An 18,936-nucleotide genomic window follows, 5' to 3' on the forward strand; every position below is an offset into this window, starting at 1 on the left:
CTGAAAATTGCCGACGTGTTTCCGTAAGGCCGGGAGAACCCGCAGGGATGCGGGTTCAGGGCGCGTTTTGCAGGGACGCTACCTCGCGCCCGGCCCGGTAGACTGGAGGAATAAACGGAGGGAACCGCGGAGCGGCAATTTTCCCGCCGGGAGCCGGGATTGTTAAGGGTACGGCGATAGTACCCTTAACACGTTCACAGGTCGTATTGTCTCAGAGAAGTGATATCACTAAGGTGAACGTAGCAATACGCCGGAGGCAACAGATTCATTACCTCCGTATGTGCCACTTTCCATTATCGCTACGGCCATTCATCCTCGTTAACTGACAAGCATTACGCACTAACGTGCACCTTTTTTATCATGCAATATTGAATAATTTATTGCTGGATAGCGCTGCGCTTACCAGGCACGGCTTTTCACCTCAGGTACAAACCACTTTAATTGCCAACCCACCGCGTGAGGTTTCACGGTATTTGTCGTTCATATCTTTGCCCGTTTCATACATGGTCTCGATCACTTTATCGAGCGAAACGCGTGGTTCTGACGTTCGACGTAGCGCCATGCGCGCGGCGTTGACGGCTTTTACTGCGTTGATCGCATTACGTTCAATGCACGGTATTTGCACCTGTCCGGCTACCGGATCGCAGGTCAGCCCCAGGTTATGCTCCATGGCGATTTCCGCTGCAATGCAGACCTGCGACGGGCTACCGCCCAGCAGTTCTGTCAGCCCGGCAGCCGCCATTGAACAGGCTACGCCAATCTCACCCTGGCAGCCCACCTCAGCACCAGAAATAGAGGCGTTCATCTTATACAGCGCGCCTATCGCCCCCGCGGCCAGCAAATAGCGGGCAATGGAGTTCGCATTCACCGGACGGCGGAACTTGTCGTAATAGGCCAATACGGCGGGAATAATCCCACATGCACCGTTGGTCGGCGCCGTCACAACCCGGCACCCGGCGGCGTTTTCTTCGCTCACGGCCAGCGCGAACATGTTGATCCAGTCAATAACGTTCATCGGGTCGCTGGACAGATTATCGCTGGAAACCAGCAACCGGCGTAACGCCACGGCGCGACGCGGAACGTTAAGCGGCCCCGGCAGGACACCTTCGGTGTTCATGCCGCGCTCAATCCCGGCGTGCATGACGTCCCAAATGGCGGCAAAGCCAGCATCGATTTCCTCTTTGCTGCGCATCGCCAGCTCGTTTTGCATCATCAAGCCGGAAACAGACAGCCCATTGCGCTCGCACAGTTTCAGCAGTTCGCTGGCGGAATGAAAATTGTAGGGCACGTGTGCTTCAACATCATGCACCTGCCCAAATTGCTCCTCTTCAATGATAAAACCACCGCCGACGGAGTAATAGGTTTTGCTTAATAGCCTCTCGGTGCCGTTCCACGCGGTGATACGCATGCCATTTTCATGGCGTGGCAGGGTTTCGGTATGAAAGAGAATATTTTCATCTGGAGAGAAATCGACAACATGCGCGCCCTCAGCAACCGGCAAACGTCCGGTACGGGCCACTTCCTGAGTAAAACCAGCGATTGAGTCTATATTAACGTTTTGCGGACTGTTACCGGCCAGCCCCATCATGATCGCGACATCTGTCGCATGACCTTTCCCGGTCAGGGAAAGCGATCCGTAAAGATCGACCACAATATGCGTGGTTCTGGGGAGTTCGCCGCTGCTGACCAACAGATCGATAAAGCTTTTACCTGCGTTCATTGGCCCCACGGTATGGGAGCTGGAAGGCCCAATGCCAATCTTGAAAATATCGAATGCGCTAATCATATCCACACCCTCGGATTGCCGTTCAGTGAAGACCAGGTTTCACACTCATTAAGGATTGGGGCGATCCTGAGATCGCCCCGCAAGGGATTACAGCGTGTCGCCACGTACGGCGATGGCTTCAATCTCCAGCTTCACATCCTTTGGTAAGCGGGCGACCTGTACGCAACTGCGCGTGGGGTAGGTAGCCTGATGCTCATCAAAGAACTGCTGGTACACCTGGTTAATGGTGGCGAAGTCGTTCAGGTCGGATACGAAAACGGTAGTCTTCACGATATCGCTCACTTTCAAACCTGCGGACTCGACGATCGCTTTCACGTTTTCCAGGCTTTGACGTGCCTGATCGGCCACGTTTTCTACCACTTCACCGGTCTGTGGACACACCGGGATTTGACCTGACGTCAACACCATGCTGCCCAGATCCACGCCCTGTACGTAAGGCCCAATCGCCCCTGGCGCACATTCGGTTGCAATAACTTTTCTCATAATCCCTCCGGCGTCAGAGCGCCTGGGTGAAAGTGCGTGAAATAACATCCTGCTGCTGTTCACGGGTCAACGCGTTGAAGCGCACCGCATAGCCAGACACGCGGATCGTCAGGTTTGGATAGTTTTCCGGGTGCTCAATAGCATCCATCAACATTTCACGGCTCATAACGTTAACGTTCAGATGCTGCCCACCTTCCACATGCGCTTCATGGTGGAAGTAACCGTCCAGCAGACCAACCAGGTTGGTTTTACGCACCCCATCTTCTTTGCCCAGTGCAGCCGGCACAATGGAGAAGGTGTACGAGATGCCGTCTTTGGCATAGGTAAACGGCAGTTTGGCCACCGAGGTTAACGACGCAACCGCGCCTTTACGATCGCGACCGTGCATCGGGTTAGCCCCTGGTGCAAACGGCGTACCTGCGCGACGTCCGTCCGGCGTGTTACCGGTTTTCTGTCCGTACACCACGTTGGAGGTGATGGTCAGGATGGACTGCGTCGGCACCGCATTACGGTAGGTTGGCAACACCTTAATTTTCTTCATGAAACGTTCAACCAGGTCGCAGGCAATGCTGTCTACTCGCTCGTCATTGTTGCCGTATTGCGGATAGTCGCCTTCGATTTCGAAATCGACAGCCAGACCGTTTTCATCACGAATCGGTTTCACGCGGGCGTATTTGATAGCCGACAGAGAATCCGCCGCCACGGACAGACCCGCCATACCACAAGCCATCGTGCGATAGACATCACGATCGTGTAGCGCCATCAGCGAAGCTTCATAGCTGTACTTGTCGTGCATATAGTGGATGATGTTCAGCGCGCTGATGTACTGCACGGCCAGCCAGTCCATAAAGTGGTCCAGGCTCTCCATCACCGTATCGTAATCCAGCACGTCATCCATCAACGGTGCCGTTTTCGGCCCAACCTGAATTTTCAGCTTCTCATCCACGCCGCCGTTGATTGCGTACAGCAACGTTTTGGCGAGGTTGGCACGCGCACCGAAGAACTGCATTTGTTTGCCGATAACCATCGGGCTTACGCAGCAGGCAATGGCATAGTCATCACTGTCAAAGTCGGCACGCATCAAATCGTCGTTTTCATACTGCAAAGACGAGGTGATGATAGACACCTGGGCGGCGTACTTTTTGAAGGCAATCGGCAGCGCTTCAGACCACAGCACCGTCAGGTTCGGCTCAGGCGCCGGTCCCATGGTGTGCAGCGTATGCAGGTAGCGGAACGAGTTTTTCGTTACCAGCGTGCGGCCATCCAGCCCCATGCCGCCGATAACTTCAGTCGCCCAGATAGGGTCGCCTGAGAACAGGGTGTCGAATTCCGGCGTGCGCAGGAAGCGCACCATACGGATCTTCATAATGAAGTGGTCGATCAGCTCCTGCGCCTGCTGCTCGTTTAAAATTCCCGCTTTGAAATCGCGCTCAATGTAGATGTCGAGGAACGATGCGGTACGGCCCAGCGACATTGCGCCGCCGTTCTGAGATTTCACCGCAGCCAGGTAAGCAAAGTAAACCCACTGCACCGCTTCCTGCGCATTACGCGCCGGGCGGGAGATATCGCAGCCGTACTTCGCTGCCATTTCCTGCATCTGTAGCAGGGCGCGACGGTGCTCAGACAGCTCTTCGCGCAGGCGAATCGTGGCTTCAAGATTCTGGCCCCACTCCAGGTTCGACTGGAGATCGGCAAACTGCAGTTCACGCTCGCGTACCAGGTAGCGGATACCGTACAGCGCGACGCGGCGATAGTCGCCGATGATACGACCACGGCCATAGCCGTCCGGCAGACCGGTCAGCACGCCGGATTTACGGCAGCGCAGCATATCCGGAGAGTAGGCGTCGAATACGCCCTGGTTATGGGTTTTACGCAGTTCAGTAAACTGGTATTCAAAATCAGCATCCATCTCACGACCATAAGCATCAAAAGAGCTTTTGATCATGTTGATGCCGCCAAACGGATGCAGAGCGCGCTTGAGCGGCTTATCCGTTTGCAGACCAACGATTTTTTCCAGTTCTTGTTCAATATAACCCGCATCATGTGCGGTTATCGTGGTGGCAATATTGGTATCGAAATCAACCGGCGCGTGCGTCGAGTTTTCAATACGGATGCCCGCCATGACTTTTTCCCACAATGCAGTGGTCGCTGGCGTTGCTTCGGCGAGGAAAGATTCATCCCCTTCATAAGGCGTATAGTTGTGCTGAATAAAATCACGGACATTAATTTCTTCTTTCCAGTCCGTACCTTTAAAGCCATTCCAGGCTTCGGCATACAGCATATCGCTGGTATCGATATTTACCTTCATGAAAAATAATCTCTCTGCTGAAAATTAATTATGCAAATTCTACTGGTATATTAATTTTGCCTAACGCAATGGCATCACGCGCAATCATTTTCTCTTCATTTGTGGGAATAACTGCACAAATAACACGAGCATCTTTATTAGAGATAATTCTTTCGCCATGGGAATTTGGCAGGCTATTCATCTCGCTGTCGATATTCACCCCTAAAACGGCGAGATGCTCGATAACCAGACGACGAATTAATACCGAGTTCTCACCTATTCCACCGGTGAAAATAATCCCATCAAGACGATGCAGCGAAGCGGCATGTCCGGCGATATGGCGCGCGATACGATGCACAAACGTTTTAATCGCCAACTGCGCACGCTCATGTCCCTCGTGCCAGGCTTTTTCTAACGTACGTAAGTCAGAGGACAAACCGGAAATACCCAGTAAACCGGACTCTTTATTCACAACGCGCTCAAGGTCGCTCAGCGTCTGGTTGGTTTCGCTGGCAATCCACGCCATGGCGCCGAAATCGACGTCACCGCTGCGTGTGCCCATCATCAGTCCTTCCAACGGCGTCATGCCCATTGAGGTATCAACGCTCTGCCCGTTACGCACCGCGCAGATTGACGCGCCGTTCCCCAGGTGAGCCACAACCAGACCGGAGTCATCACTCTGCAGCTCAAGAAGCTCATGCGCTCGCTGAGATACATAGCGGTGCGACGTGCCGTGGAAGCCATAACGACGAACGCCTAACTCCTCAAAATATTTCCACGGTAGACCGTAAAGATAGGCCTCAGGGGCCATCGTCTGGTGGAAGCTGGTGTCAAATACCGCAACCTGCTGCACGCCTGGGAAAAGGTGCTGTGCGGATTCAATCCCACTGAGGTTCGCATAATTATGTAACGGTGCTAAAGGCGATACCCGGCGAATATTATCGATAACGTCGTCAGTAATAATTGCTGATTCGGTAAAGATATTTCCACCGTGGGCAATGCGGTGGCCAATTAAGGCCACGCTGTCCATTAAATTACGTTTTTCCAGTTCAACGGCGATTGCTTTTAATGCGTCTTCGTAGCTGTGGTGAGCCAGCTTAGCTGGCTCTCCTCCATTAATTGCTATGAACGCATTTTCAGAGTTAATACCGTCCGCGATTCCCGCCATTAAAACTTCACAGTTCGCTGCATCCAGCACTGAGAATTTAATGGAAGACGAACCACAGTTAATAACCAGTACTACCGGAAACTCATTCATTTCACTACTCCGCTCATCCTGAGCTTAAGGATTAAAACAGTTTGTAGACAATGTTCAGGATAGTCAGCAGACCAATCACGGTAACAAACACGTTATCCAGACGGCCACGGTATTTCGCCAGTGACGGTGCTTTACGGATGGCATACATCGGCAGCAGGCAGAGCAGAGAGGCAATAATCGGCGCGCCCATTGCTTCAATCAGGTCCAGGATGTTCGGGTTGGCGTAAGCCACAACCCAGGTGGAGCCCATGATGAAGATCATGCTGATGGTATTAAGTTTGCCAGCGGAAACCTTAGTTTTATCGCCTTTGTAACCAAACTTCAGCACCAGACCGTTCAGACCTTCCAGCGTGCCCAGGTAGTGGCCGAAGAAAGATTTGAAGATAGCAACCAGTGCGATGATTGAAGCGCCGTACTCCAGAACGGTCGCGAAGGTGGACTTCGAACCGGACAGTGAAGCGAAGTGGTTCGCCAGGTAAGACAGTACTGGAATGTTCTGCGCTTTCGCATCCGCCATGTTTGCCGGAGAGAGCGTGAACAGGCAGCTAAAGGCAAAGAACATCACCACGGCAACCATCAGCATACTGGCGCGGGAGATGATTTTTGAACATTTCTGCTCGGTAAATTCGCGACCGTAATCTTTCTCATACTCTTCACGTTTAGAGACCACGAAGGAAGAAACGATTGGTGAAAAGTTGAAAGAGAACACCATGATGGAAATACCCAGCCACACGGTAACCAGGATGCCGTCATGGCCAGTCAGAGCGATATTGCTGAGATCAACCTGATCGATAACCGCAGAGTTCCAGTAAGGAATCAGAGACAGAGAGATCAGCACCAGGCTGGCAATAAACGGCCATACCAGGTAGCTCATCACTTTAACCATCAGATCCTTACCAAACCAGATAACGAATGCCATCAGCAGCAGCAGGAACAGTGCCACGAAGCCACGGTTTAACGCTGGCATCTGCAACTGGTTTTCCCAAAAGGTCATAAAGGTGTTGGTAATGGTGACGCCATAAATCCACAGCAGCGGACAAATCGCAAAGAAGTAGAGGAACGTGATAACCACGCCGCCCGTTTTACCAAAGTGCTCTTCAACCGTTTCTGTGATATTACCGGAAGGGTTAGAACCGGAAAGACACAGGCGTGCCAGCGCACGGTGGCAATAGAAGGCGATGGGGTATGCTAACACCAGCATTATCAGAATGGGGATCAGTCCGCCAAAACCTGCGCGGATAGGGAAGAACAGCACCCCGGCGCCGATGGCTGTACCAAATAAACCCAGTGTCCAGGTGGTGTCCGATTTGCGCCAGGACGACTGTTTTGTCTGGCTGGATACAATGCTATCAGTAGTACTCATATCCTATCCTCAACGAAGTATATTAAGCGTCAACTAAACCAGTAATTTGAGATACACGAGAAAGGTCGATATTACCGCCAGAAATAATGCTGACTGTTTTTCTGTTCTGGATATAGCTATCTAATTTCCCGCTTAATAATGCTGCGCAAGCCAGCGCGCCGGCACCTTCAGTCACAACTTTATTTCGCTGAATTAATGCCACCATGCTGTTGCGAATTTCATCTTCGCTGACCAGGACAATGTCATCCACCAACTCACGAACAATTTCATACGTTAAAGTACCCGGGCGGGAAACGTCACAACCATCCGCCAGGGTGCCGGTCGTTCGGTGCGTGGTTATTTCTCCAGCGTGGAAAGAAGCCGCCATGCCATGAACATTTTCAGACTGTACGCCAATAATTTTAATAGTCGGGTTAATAGATTTAATTGCCACCGCAATACCAGCAATCAGTCCGCCACCGCCAATTGGCACAATCACGTTATCGACATCGTACAGATCTTCCAGAATTTCCAGACCAATAGTGCCCTGACCAGCAATCACTTTCGGGTCATCATATGGCGGAATAAAGATACGGCCTTCAGTTTCCACAATCTCGCTAACCTTAGCGATGGTGTCGTTGAAGTTGTCGCCGTGCAGCACAACCTCTGCGGAATAATCGCAGGTTGCAGCAACTTTAGACTTCGGCGCGCCTTTCGGCATGACCACTTTGCCGTCGATTCCGAGCATGGCGCAGGAGAGAGAAACCCCTTGCGCATGGTTACCTGCAGAGCAAGCCACCACGCCCTTACATCTTTCAGCTTCGGTTAATGAACTGAGCTTGTTAAACGCACCACGGATTTTAAATGAACCGGTACGCTGCATATTTTCAAACTTGAGGAAAATTTCCCCTTTGCAACGTTCACTAAAATAGTTAGAGCGAGGCATTCCCGTTTTATAAATTTTCCCCGCCAGTCTTTTTTTCGCTTCGAGGATATCTTCAATTGCAACTGGGAGATCGTATGTAATGTGCATTAGAACCTCTTACTAGGGTATTAAAGTAAATAGATAGCCGTGACCATTGTCAGATATAGACAGATGGCGTTGATTTCGTGTTAAAACAAATTCAATCTTTAATCAATTTCAATTAATTGCCTTCGTCTCCGACAATTATATGATGAATACTCTTTGGCTAATTCCACCAAAATAGATGTTGCTTTTTTAATTCGATAATTTTTCGACCATACGGCGGCATAACGCGCGACGGGTAAGGTTTCTTCTACCGGGATAGTAATAAACTGGTTTGAGCCAAATGGTGTGGTCATATCGCAGGGAATTACTGTTAAGAAATCAGCATTGAGAACAAGATTATAAATCGTAACGACGGAGTCTGTTTTAACGATGTTTTCACTGCTGATGCCATTATTTTGTAACGTGGTTAGAAGTTCACTGTAGTACCCCATATTCGTTTGTGGCAACACCCACTGTTCGTTTTTCAACGCGCTCAGCGAGGTGATGCCGGTGCATGTTCGGGACTTGCTGGCAACCAGGATGAAGTCTGACTCAAAGAGCGGTTCAACATGCAGATCGTGCAGTTTCATCTCATCACTCAGCGTACCGATCGCGAAGTCCAGACGCCCGTCACGAATCGCAGGTAAGAACGAGGAGAGCTGAGCTTCATACATGGAAACCTGCGCTTTCGGGAACACTTCTTTGAATTTTTTAATCATGCCGGGCATGATGGTGAAGGCAATCAGTGAAGGAAAGCCAAACGACACATCAACGACCGCATTGCTCGTCATGCTGTTCATCTCATCAACCATGTTCTTCATTTCACGGGTAATAGATTCAGACCATGAGAGCATAACCTGACCTGCCTGAGTTAAAGTCACACCAGTATTTTTGCGTACGACTAACTCAATACCGAAATAAGCTTCTACATCATTAATGATTTTGCTGACAGCCGGTTGAGTTAAACCTAATTCTTTTGCAGCTGAGCCGATAGAACCACTTCTAATGACTTCCTGAAAGACCACTAAGTGCTGTGTTTTAGGGAGTGTAATAGTATTCATATCGACCTGCGCTAATTACTTTGTTGACGGCAGGAAGTGTACCAAATTAAGCGAACGAGGATATGTGCTACCACTCACAAATCCCCTTGACTTACATTTTGTAAGACTATTATTTAAATTGAAATCACTTAATAATCATATAGATATGAAATATCGATCTCACTTTATCCTGACTTTAATCAAAAAAAGATGGGGGGATAACGATTTTTTATGGCTATAACAACACCATTTCTCCTGCTATTTCTTAAAACCACGAAAGGCTATATTTCAATCAATTACAGAGTAATTACCAGGCAAAACAGCGCTTAAATTTAATAAGCAACTTATCAAATATAATTATATTTTATCGTTTATAGTGGTCAAATAACGTTACGCATCACGTTTTTTAGCCTTATTTGTTTGTAAAGAAACATTGCATTTATTAATATTTAAACCAAAACATACAAATAATCATCACATGCAACATTGCATTAACAGTAGTTTTGTACAATTTATCAGCCAGTAATTTTGTGATGGCGATCGATTGCGTTCGATTATTCTCGATAAAAACGTATCGCGCAGCGTTTTGTGCTAGTCATCACAAAAAATGAAATATCCCGCAAGACATTCCCTTAGATAAAAGAAGTTCAGTGCGTAAATAAAGGTCAAATAACGATGAGATGAATGGGAAATAAAGGCCAGATTCGTGGTGAACCAACTACAACACGACAGGAAAAACGTCTGCCGGATGGCAGTGTAAACGTCTTATCCGGTCTATAAAGCAAAAACCCCGCCAAAGCGGGGTTTTATAAAGAGTGAATTTGACCGATAAGCCGCGTTCTTTTGAGTATAGCGTCGTGGACAGTCTGCCTACAAAGCAAAAACCCCGCCGAAGCGGGGTTTTATAAAGAGGTGAAGCTGACCGATAAGTCAGGAAAAATCAACCATACGTCAGGCATCTGTGGCGTTTGTGTTGTCTTGTATCACAGACTGTATCCCACTTTGTATCACAACGATAGTCCTGAAATTTACTCGCTATCAGCCGTGTTGAAGCTTTTGCTGTACGGGCAATGTTTCGACTTCGTGATATAGGTAAACGTGTAAATGCTATTGCTATAAACACAGAGAGTCCGACCATTTTCCATCGTCGATTGATCTGGGTTACTCATCGTTATTCGACCCGCGTTGGCACTAAACGGCAACAATAAACTGCAAAATATCAATACAGAACCTTTCATCCTTAACCCCTCAATGTTCGTTTTTCACCAATCACGACAGCTTAGCAAGCTTCAATCTCCTTAGACGATTATAGTAACTACGTTGATCAATTTTACCGATCGATTTTATAGTATCAATCGATTAAAGTAATTTAATCACATCCTTGTGTTTGCCTATGGTGCACAAACTTTACTCAACTAATGAGGCTATTATGAAAAAGATTGTTGCGGTATTTCTGGGGGTTAGCATGTCCAATTGCGTGCTGGCGGGTGATGGATCGCCTGAACTGAAATCAGAAAGCCAGGCTGTTATTCGTAATGCTGGCTATCAATGTGACAAAGTGAATGGTGTCTTCCCTGCTGCTTTTGGTGGCTCAGTCACTGTGTTCTGCGATGACGTATATCAGTACATAATTAAGGACAAAGGCGGGCGGTATACCGTCGAAGTTAATGATTAAGGACTTGTATCATGGCAATAAGGTCTTGCAGAGAGTGTGGGCAGAAGGTTTCTTCAGAAGCGAAAGTGTGTCCAGGTTGTGGTGTTAAAAAACCATATCAGTCTCCCGTGAGAGGATTCATTTTTTTAGGTTTCATCGCAATCGCGATTTATAAAGGATGTAGTGGCGGTGGTAGTGAGAATACTGGGAACGCCTATTACTCGAATGATGTAGCTAGCAATGATGCCCCAACAAGCCAGCCATTTGTTGCGCGTGAAGCAGTAAAGGTAAAGAAAGCTGCGTCGGTGAACCTTATGCCAGCATCAACTACGCCATTCACTCAATCTCAAGTCTGTAAGGCAGCAATTGCAGGTATGTTCGGTAAGAGTGTGGGTAAAACTCAAGTAGCCAAAACGAAAACGGCTGGAGTGTTTACTGTTTCATACATGCGCCCTTCGGATAACCAGCGTTTTTCATTCAACTGTAAATTATCTGATGACAACGTGATTTGGACAGAGTCAGGTCAAAGTTCTAACCGTTGGCGGGGTACTAGTAATGTTGAATTTAATGTGGTGTTTATGGTTCGATATGACGAACTCACAGTGAAAGAGTTACACGCGGACTCTGACGACGTAACGTACAAATTCAGAATGAAAGATTTCCGATGACGAATCTCAAGGGCTGCATCTAGCGGCCTCTTTTAGTAACGTCATGTTGAAAACAAAACAAGATGCAAGCTCAGCTAAACGGATCCATATTTATTGAGTTAGTTACTCATTCTCTTGACCAAGTATCCTTTTAAATAATGATAACCAACTGATAATATTAATATTTAATCAGAGTAATCTGAAGAGGTTATTCTGCTAACCCAGTCAAACATGATCTGCATATGGTTGCCATTTGGTCTAATCATTCCGACTTGGCAAGCATTAACACCTGTTGTTTCCCCTATCAGAATACGCCCATCTAGCATATGTACTTTTATACCCACCCCTTGTTTAAAGCACTTATTGCAGATAGAGAAAAAGTCTTTCCTTGTTGGGTCACATGGCTGAACATTAAAAACATCAGCAGCAATAAGTCTTGCGGTTAAACTTTCGCCAATCGGCAATTCTTCGAGTGATGCGAGAAACTCAAGTTTTACCTCAATCCTATTGCTTCCCTTAGCTTCATCAGATGCCAAGATCATATTTTCTTTCTGATTAAACTTTGAAATATAACCGATTATTGATTGCCCGTTGCCGCTTACCAACTTTACAGGATAATCATTGAAGCGTAGAAATTGTATCCTGCGAGCAAGCGTAGAATATTCACGGGGCCATTTTTCCGCTTCTCGACCATATGAGATATCATTCATAACAGTTGTACCTTAGAACCAGTTTTAGCACATTAAACAAAAAAGCCCCGCAATCACGGGGCTTAGTACTATAAACTATATTAACGCAGCAGAGACAGTATGTTCTGCGTGGTCTGGTTAGCCTGCGCCAGAACAGAAGTACCCGCCTGTTGCAGGATCTGTGCACGAGACATGTTAGATACTTCGGTCGCGTAGTCGGAATCTTCGATACGGCTACGAGCAGAAGACAGGTTGTTTACAGTGTTGCCCAGGTTGGTGATAGCAGAATCGAAACGGTTCTGTACTGCACCCAGGTCGGAACGCAGTGCGTCAACTTTAGCCAGAGCGTCATCCAACGCTTTCAACGGATCGGAGGTAGATGTTGACTTTGTGGTGGACTCGGTAGTCAGTTTACCACTTTCATTTAGGTAAATTTTTGAGCCAGCGTTGTTTGTGACAGCACCATTGGAGTGAGCATAGTAGTTCACAGTTTCTTTAGCGACGTTGGTCAGTTTACCTTCGATATCGGTAAAAGCATCCTTAGCTGTAGCAGCAGTTCCTGCGCCATCCGAATCATATTTTACAGCGCCCGCAGTAACTGAATATACACCAGCCCCTTCGCCGTCAGTAACCGTGAAATCACCAGTGCTGATATCTTTTGCCATTTCCGTAGCTGAAATTTTTGCTCCGGATACGTCTACTGTTGCGTTAGACGGAGTAGTCATTGCAGTTTTTGCAAGCGTACCCGCTGCTACACCTGCGGTATCACCCGCAGTTTTTGCGGTTCCTGTAGCAAAAGCAGTTGCAGCGGCTTCAGCATCAGCAGTATCAGCACCGCCGTTAATTTGAGCGTCATATGTTGTTTTATAATCTGCATTATATTTAGTAGCATAAGCATTATCATATGCAGTTTTATAAGCAGCTGAATAAGCATTAGCTTTGTGCATTTCTGCACTGCCGCCTACTGAGGTAATCGTAGTATCTCCAACTTTAATCGTTGTGTTTACGGCTGATGCAGTCGGATTACCATAAGCGTCTAAACCGGTAGTATCGGTATTAGCAATCAGATTATCCCAGGTAGCCGCCTTAGTCTGGCCGTTACTTGTCTGGGTCAGGTTACCCTTAGCATCCAGAAAAAGCGCTTTGCCATCTGTGGATGTGATAGTTCCGTCTTTACTTACTTTTACATCTTGGGTAGTTGCGCCAATTTTTACATTCGCGGTGAATGAATCCCCGGCGTTTGGAGCAAATTTATTCAGAGCGTTTGTAGAAGAAACTCCTGTCGCGCTAAAGCTATACGATTTACTTGCTGCATCGTAAGTGTATTTATTATCTGTGGCTGCAACGCCAAGCCCATTACCGGTGCCGTCAAAATGTAAGGTGCTTTTATCTTTAACGCTTGTCATCACATCTGAGGCTGTCGCTTTAGCATTATCGACATCCTTTTTGAAAGTAATGGTACCATCTTTATCAGGTACACCTTTATCAAATCCAGCCAGCGTCAGGCTATCTGCAGTAGCAGCTTTGTTCGCTACTTCACCTTTACCGTTCACGTTGAAGCCAGTCAGGCCAAGAGTCTTAGAGGTGATTTCTTTCAGGTCGATAGTGATGGTTTCGCCATCGTTCGCACCAACCTGGATTTTCATGGAGCTGTCGGACGCCAGCACTTTCACGCCGTTGAACTGAGTCTGACCGGATACGCGGTCGATTTCGCCCAGACGCTGGGTGATTTCATTCTGGATAGAGTCCAGGTCGGACTGGGAGTTGATGCCGTTGGTTGCCTGAACAGCCAACTCACGAACACGCTGCAGGTTGTTATTGATTTCAGACAGCGCGCCTTCAGTTGTCTGAGCAACAGAGATACCATCGTTGGCGTTTCGGGAAGCCTGAGTAAGGCCTTTGATGTTAGATGTGAAACGGTTAGCAATCGCCTGACCTGCAGCATCGTCTTTCGCGCTGTTGATACGCAGTCCGGAAGACAGACGCTCGATAGCCGAACTCAGAGAAGACTGTGATTTGTTCAGGTTATTTTGAGTCAACAGCGACAGGCTGTTAGTATTGATGACTTGTGCCATAAAATTTTCCTTTTGGGTGTATAAGCCAGGCTTACCTGTGTCATTCAAGTTATCGACAACTTTGACCTAAACTTTATATTTTTTTTGTTAATATTAAATTATTGTTTTAACTATATTTAATACACAAAGTTCCGCTGTTCGTCATATACCCAATACGATAGAATTTTCATCAGGTATGTCTTATCTCGTCTCTTCACAAAAAATTGCTAAATGATTGTCTGATCGGTCAAGCATGTTCCGTTAGCTTCCAAAGGCAACTCTCGATCTTTTACAAATATCATACAGGTCAATGACATTGACCTAGCTGGTATCAACAATCTAACGTTTTATGACACCAGTAAACCCTACCCTAAATTGGTGTCATTAAATTAGCATGTTGACATTATGATACCATTAGTTAATTATGATACCGTTTTTGATACCAATCAGGGGAGATATTATGGGCCGTACATTTGCATATTGCCGTGTGTCCACCAGCGAACAGTCAACAGAAAACCAGATTATGGCGATTCGTCAGGCTGGCTATGAGGTGAATGATAACAGGGTGGTATCAGAAACCGTGTCAGGGGGAGTACAGGCAATGCAGCGCAAAGGCTTTGCTGATATGGTGACTCATAAACTGGAGGCTGGGGATCAGCTTGTAGTATTGAAACTGGACCGCTTAGGAAGAGACAACATTGACGTTCAGCAAACTATTTCAATGCTGGTTGAAAAAGGGATTGAGGTTGTTTCACTGGATCTGCCTGTGCGTAACCTTTCCAGCGCGGAAGGGAAGTTGATGCTGCAAATGTTTTCTGCGTTTGCGGAGTTCGAAAAATCCCGCATCATTGAACGCACAAAAGAGGGTTTAGTAAGAGCCAGGAAGGAAGGGAAGAAGTTAGGCCGTCCGGTTGCGTCAGATACCCTTCAGCGTGTACAGGAAGCCAGAGCTAAGGGGCTGAGTCAGTCCAAAGCGGCGTTAGCACTGAATTTAAGTCTCCCGACTATCAAACGAAACTGGAACATCAAAGAGGCGTAAGATTTAACCTGTCTTCACTCAGATTCAGATGCTGCCCTGCCAGCGCGTGAGGCTTAATTATGGCTATTTTCGGGTCAATTAATTCGAAATATTCCGGCGACAGTAAATCCAGCGGAGCCGCACACCAGCTTAAATCCGCCTGGAAAAGATAGTGATGGAGTGCTATATTTAAAAGTTAAGCTGTGGTGTATGAGAGAAGGCATTGTTAAACGCAATGAGCGCTATCGTGAGCGCTTTTTTGGGTGTGGGTAATGCGAAGGTACTGCCATGCTTTTTAAATGGCTCAGAAAGAGTTACACGAAGGATTTAGCGATTATGGTATTCAGGATGCTTTCATTTGTAATCTGGAACCGGAAAACATTTTTGGTTGTCCTTTCTGATCAGATGATTTTCCGCGATTCTTGGCAAGATAAGAAATTCGCTTAACCATCTCCACCAGTGAAGCATGGTCACATTGCCTGATTATATATCTGCCATGTGGAAGATGAACCCTTGAAACTCCGTTTGTCAGGTCAGTCCATATCCGGCTGATACGCCCGATCATTCCATCATCACCAAAGCCTGCCGTTCTGACCTGGAAGTAAGGCAGGGCAATCCAGCAGTGATAGTGTACCTGTTTCACCTTTTCTTTTTCGCGAACCCAGCCGTAGGCAAATTTCCTGATTGGCTGATTACTCCACGCTTTCGCTGTAAACTCGCCACGCAGGCGGGTGAACAGTTCGCTGATTAATTTATTGCTTTCCTCAGCGCTCATTCCTTCCGGCACTGATAGGTCAAAGCGAAAACCATAGACTTCACGGTAGTGTGACTGCATGGCGCGAAGCTGAGTAATAAATTTATCTATGATCTCTTTACGGATGGGGTTGCTGTTTTTGTCATCCGGGTCGTGGTTGAGCTGGTATTCGAGACCACCAAGTGAATAAACGGGGCTATGGATCAGAGAGTAACGCCCACTACTGTCACGGTGATGTGAGATGTACTGAGTTAATGACAATTCACTAAGAACAGAAATAACAACCCCCCACTTACCAGATATATCTCTTTAAGATAATAATAAAAACCAGTACGCGACGAGCATAAGGGATGGCCCCCGAGCAGGCACCGGCGCTGGCTTTTACGGACAGAAATGTTTGTTTATTTTACTCAGAAAACATGCCACAAATAGAGCTTAACCAAGAATCATATTATTTTTTTTATTCCAATTCAATGATTATTTTCTTCGTCGGCATTTTTCAGGTTTGTTTCTGCCATTTTTCCGCTTTTGCTATAGCCTAATTCAATGCTTCACAAGCGATAAGTTCTTGGCTACGGTCCAGCAATCCCATTGAATTAGAATGACTATCACTAAAACCAATCAACACTATCAACAACTGGAAGCAAATCCGAAACTTTCATCTTGCCCGTGTAAACCTTGGTTTGCCCTTGGTTTGAATGTTCGTGGCCTATCGTTTGCTGAACAAGTGTGAGGGTATGCTTTGCCTGAATCTCAGTTACGAAAGTGTGACGTAAGCTGTGCACAATACGTCTATTTTTATAATCATCAAGATAATCAATACCCAATTGCTCACGTATCGCATGGAAAAGCCGCGTTACCTGACTTGTATTAGTGATTTCTGGGAACAAGTTGGTATCTGCCTTTTTGCTATCCAAATAATCCAAAAAACCCATATTGATCAAACGTTGTGAGATAGGAACCTGTCGAATCCCCGCCTCAGTCTTACTATCTCCGATCATTATGTAATACCGTTGGCTATCGTCGTCCAAGCGCACATCTGAAACCCTCAGTTTTGCGATTTCAGAACGACGGGCCCCTGTATACGCTAGCAACAAAAAAACCCATTTATTCCAACCATCTAATGTCGCGAAGTGTTCTACCATTTTTCTCATTTCTGTACGATTGTAATGGCCGTAGCTGTGACTTTTTGCTTCATACTTGACGTTGTTTGTAGGCGGTAATTCAAGAATATCCTCTTCTTTGGTCAGGTAGGTTGAAAATAACCCCTGACAAAGTTTCAGATAATCTTTGACCGTTTTTGATGAAACTAAGTCTTCTTCTGGAACTTCATCTAAATCTAAACATTGCTGGATAGTCATCCTGTTGTATGGCCTCTTGTTTTGGCGAGGCAGACCTTCAACGACTTCAAGCAAGTGTTTAATATCGCGCCGAGTGATTTCAGTAACTAACGTATCAGCACCAAGAACCATCTCTATCACTTCATAATATTTCTCATTACCCTGTCGAATCTTAGGCACCCAATCAGACTTAAATGCGAGAAATCCCTGCCATGCCTTAGATAAAGTAATCCCAGAGGTGATCTTGACCCTCCATCTCCGAACAGCTTTTGTATCTTAAGTTAACGATGTCCGCTGCCGCCGGTATTCCCTCGGGGAGTGATATCCCAGCGCGCTGTGCGGGTGGTTTTCATTGTAATGCGTGAACGCTACTGCAAGGTTTCGCAGTGCTGTTCTCACATCCGGTTTTGGCATGAACGCGATATAGTCTTCTTTCATCGTTTTCACGAACCGTTCGGCCATGCCATTACTCTGCGGGCTGCTCACCGCTGTTGTGCAGGGCTCCAGATTCAGCTCTCTCGCGAACCTCCGCGTTTCATACGCGGTATACGCTGAACCGTTATCCGTCAGCCACTGCACCGCTGTGTCGGGCAACCTGTCGCCGAAGCGCTTTTCCACCGACCTCAGCATCACATCCTGCACGGTCGAACTGTCATAGCCTCCCGTGCTTGCTGCCCAGTCTATGGCCTCACGGTCGCAGCAGTCCAGCGCGAACGTTACCCGCAGTTTTTCGCCGTTGTCGCAGCCGAACTCGAAGCCATCTGAACACCAGCGCATATCGCTTTCTGCCACCGCTATCTTGCCCTTATGTTCACGCTTCGGTCGCTCTGGTTTGTGATGCAACAACAACAGGTTATGCTCACGCATTATCCTGTAAAGCCGTTTGGCATTCACAGGTAGCTGTCCCTCTGTGCGACGTTGCTTGCGCAGGATGCCCCACACGCGTCGATAACCATAACTCGGCATATCGCTGATAATGTTGAGGATAGCCGACAGTATTTCTGCGTCTGCTTCTTCATTACGCCGGTTACAGCGCCTGTCCTGCCAGTCGGCAGAACGGTTAATCCGCAGTGACAGTTGCGCACGCGACACGCCCATGGTCCGGCAGACCATGGCTATTCCCCGTCCTTTGGCAACAAGGGCGCGTGCGCTATCCATTTTCGCGACTGACCGTACTCCACGGCTTCTTTCAGGATCTCAACTTCCATCGTCTTCTTGCCCAGAAGGCGCTGAAGCTCCCGGACCTGCTTCAGAGCAGCAGTAAGCTCAGAAGCAGGAACGACTTCCTCTCCAGCCGCAACGGCGGTGAGGCTGCCTTCCTGATATTGCTTCTTCCACTTAAACAGCAGGCTGGGCTGGATACCATGCAGGCGGGCGACATGGGAGACATTCATACCCGGCTCCATCGTCTGCTGGATAATGGCGATCTTCTCCTGAGGAGTTTTACGTTTACGGACTTCTTGCCCTAACAGGATCCCGGTCATCTCAAAATTGGCGTTAGTGTTAGACATATATTCAAGCCTATCTCTTATCTGGAGATACAGCTACTGTCCGGTGTTTCAGGGGGCTACATCA

General features: G+C 47.4%; 16 protein-coding genes. 3 read left to right on the forward strand and 13 right to left on the reverse strand.

Going from position 1 to position 18,936, the window contains the following annotated elements; translation table 11 throughout:
• Window positions 1-421: 421 nt before the first annotated feature.
• The 8 genes from tdcG to OGV38_RS22160 all read right to left on the reverse strand — a co-directional run bounded on the left by tdcG (window position 422) and on the right by OGV38_RS22160 (window position 10,443).
• Complete coding sequence (gene tdcG, locus OGV38_RS22125; protein WP_047413964.1) at window positions 422-1,786, reverse strand: L-serine ammonia-lyase; 1,365 nt, start codon at window positions 1,784-1,786, stop codon at window positions 422-424.
• An 87-nt stretch (window positions 1,787-1,873) separates the two neighbouring features.
• Window positions 1,874-2,269, reverse strand: a complete 396-nt coding sequence (locus OGV38_RS22130; RefSeq protein ID WP_269518998.1) for an enamine/imine deaminase — start codon at window positions 2,267-2,269, stop codon at window positions 1,874-1,876.
• 13 nt (window positions 2,270-2,282) lie between these two features.
• Complete coding sequence (pflB, locus tag OGV38_RS22135) at window positions 2,283-4,577, reverse strand: formate C-acetyltransferase (RefSeq protein ID WP_286475021.1); 2,295 nt, start codon at window positions 4,575-4,577, stop codon at window positions 2,283-2,285.
• A gap of 28 nt (window positions 4,578-4,605) precedes the next feature.
• Window positions 4,606-5,814, reverse strand: a complete 1,209-nt coding sequence (tdcD, locus tag OGV38_RS22140) for a propionate kinase (RefSeq protein ID WP_016154632.1) — start codon at window positions 5,812-5,814, stop codon at window positions 4,606-4,608.
• A 31-nt stretch (window positions 5,815-5,845) separates the two neighbouring features.
• A complete protein-coding gene (gene tdcC, locus OGV38_RS22145; protein ID WP_016154633.1) occupies window positions 5,846-7,177 on the reverse strand; it encodes a threonine/serine transporter TdcC in 1,332 nt (443 codons plus the stop codon).
• Between the two features lie 22 nt (window positions 7,178-7,199).
• Window positions 7,200-8,189, reverse strand: a complete 990-nt coding sequence (tdcB, locus tag OGV38_RS22150; protein WP_003828594.1) for a bifunctional threonine ammonia-lyase/L-serine ammonia-lyase TdcB — start codon at window positions 8,187-8,189, stop codon at window positions 7,200-7,202.
• A gap of 98 nt (window positions 8,190-8,287) precedes the next feature.
• Window positions 8,288-9,226: a transcriptional regulator TdcA gene (gene tdcA, locus OGV38_RS22155; protein WP_286475024.1), complete on the reverse strand. Its 939-nt coding sequence runs from the start codon at window positions 9,224-9,226 to the stop codon at window positions 8,288-8,290.
• 1,007 nt (window positions 9,227-10,233) lie between these two features.
• Complete coding sequence (locus tag OGV38_RS22160) at window positions 10,234-10,443, reverse strand: hypothetical protein (protein ID WP_071977982.1); 210 nt, start codon at window positions 10,441-10,443, stop codon at window positions 10,234-10,236.
• Between the two features lie 191 nt (window positions 10,444-10,634).
• On the opposite strand from OGV38_RS22160, the gene OGV38_RS22165 reads away from it, so the two are divergent.
• Window positions 10,635-10,880, forward strand: a complete 246-nt coding sequence (locus OGV38_RS22165) for a hypothetical protein (RefSeq protein ID WP_069219473.1) — start codon at window positions 10,635-10,637, stop codon at window positions 10,878-10,880.
• Between the two features lie 11 nt (window positions 10,881-10,891).
• The gene (locus OGV38_RS22170) at window positions 10,892-11,527 is read left to right on the forward strand and encodes a hypothetical protein (RefSeq protein WP_231123735.1); all 636 of its coding nucleotides are present in this window, start codon (window positions 10,892-10,894) and stop codon (window positions 11,525-11,527) included.
• A gap of 164 nt (window positions 11,528-11,691) precedes the next feature.
• Here OGV38_RS22170 and OGV38_RS22175 read toward each other — a convergent pair whose 3' ends face one another.
• Complete coding sequence (locus OGV38_RS22175; RefSeq protein WP_069219472.1) at window positions 11,692-12,216, reverse strand: phase-1 flagellin repressor protein; 525 nt, start codon at window positions 12,214-12,216, stop codon at window positions 11,692-11,694.
• A gap of 80 nt (window positions 12,217-12,296) precedes the next feature.
• On the reverse strand, window positions 12,297-14,270 hold the full coding sequence (locus OGV38_RS22180; RefSeq protein WP_286475029.1) for a flagellin N-terminal helical domain-containing protein: 1,974 nt from the start codon (window positions 14,268-14,270) through the stop codon (window positions 12,297-12,299).
• A 439-nt stretch (window positions 14,271-14,709) separates the two neighbouring features.
• Between OGV38_RS22180 and OGV38_RS22185 the strand changes: the two genes are divergently transcribed.
• The gene (locus OGV38_RS22185; protein ID WP_265453562.1) at window positions 14,710-15,288 is read left to right on the forward strand and encodes a recombinase family protein; all 579 of its coding nucleotides are present in this window, start codon (window positions 14,710-14,712) and stop codon (window positions 15,286-15,288) included.
• A 322-nt stretch (window positions 15,289-15,610) separates the two neighbouring features.
• Here the strand turns inward: OGV38_RS22185 and OGV38_RS22190 are convergent, their stop codons facing one another.
• The 3 genes from OGV38_RS22190 to OGV38_RS22200 form a co-directional block, all read right to left on the reverse strand.
• On the reverse strand, window positions 15,611-16,282 hold the full coding sequence (locus tag OGV38_RS22190; RefSeq protein WP_286475037.1) for a YagK/YfjJ domain-containing protein: 672 nt from the start codon (window positions 16,280-16,282) through the stop codon (window positions 15,611-15,613).
• A gap of 350 nt (window positions 16,283-16,632) precedes the next feature.
• Complete coding sequence (locus OGV38_RS22195) at window positions 16,633-17,541, reverse strand: tyrosine-type recombinase/integrase (RefSeq protein WP_286475040.1); 909 nt, start codon at window positions 17,539-17,541, stop codon at window positions 16,633-16,635.
• Between the two features lie 96 nt (window positions 17,542-17,637).
• Window positions 17,638-18,845 (reverse strand): IS3 family transposase gene (locus OGV38_RS22200; protein ID WP_117086587.1). Its coding sequence is split into 2 segments (ribosomal slippage): window positions 17,638-18,524 and window positions 18,524-18,845, totalling 1,209 coding nucleotides; the frame shifts between segments, so codons are not numbered across the junction.
• Window positions 18,846-18,936: the final 91 nt, after the last annotated feature.

The sequence above is a fragment of the Citrobacter sp. Cb080 genome, from assembly GCF_030334745.1.
GTDB classification, from domain to species: domain Bacteria; phylum Pseudomonadota; class Gammaproteobacteria; order Enterobacterales; family Enterobacteriaceae; genus Citrobacter; species Citrobacter braakii.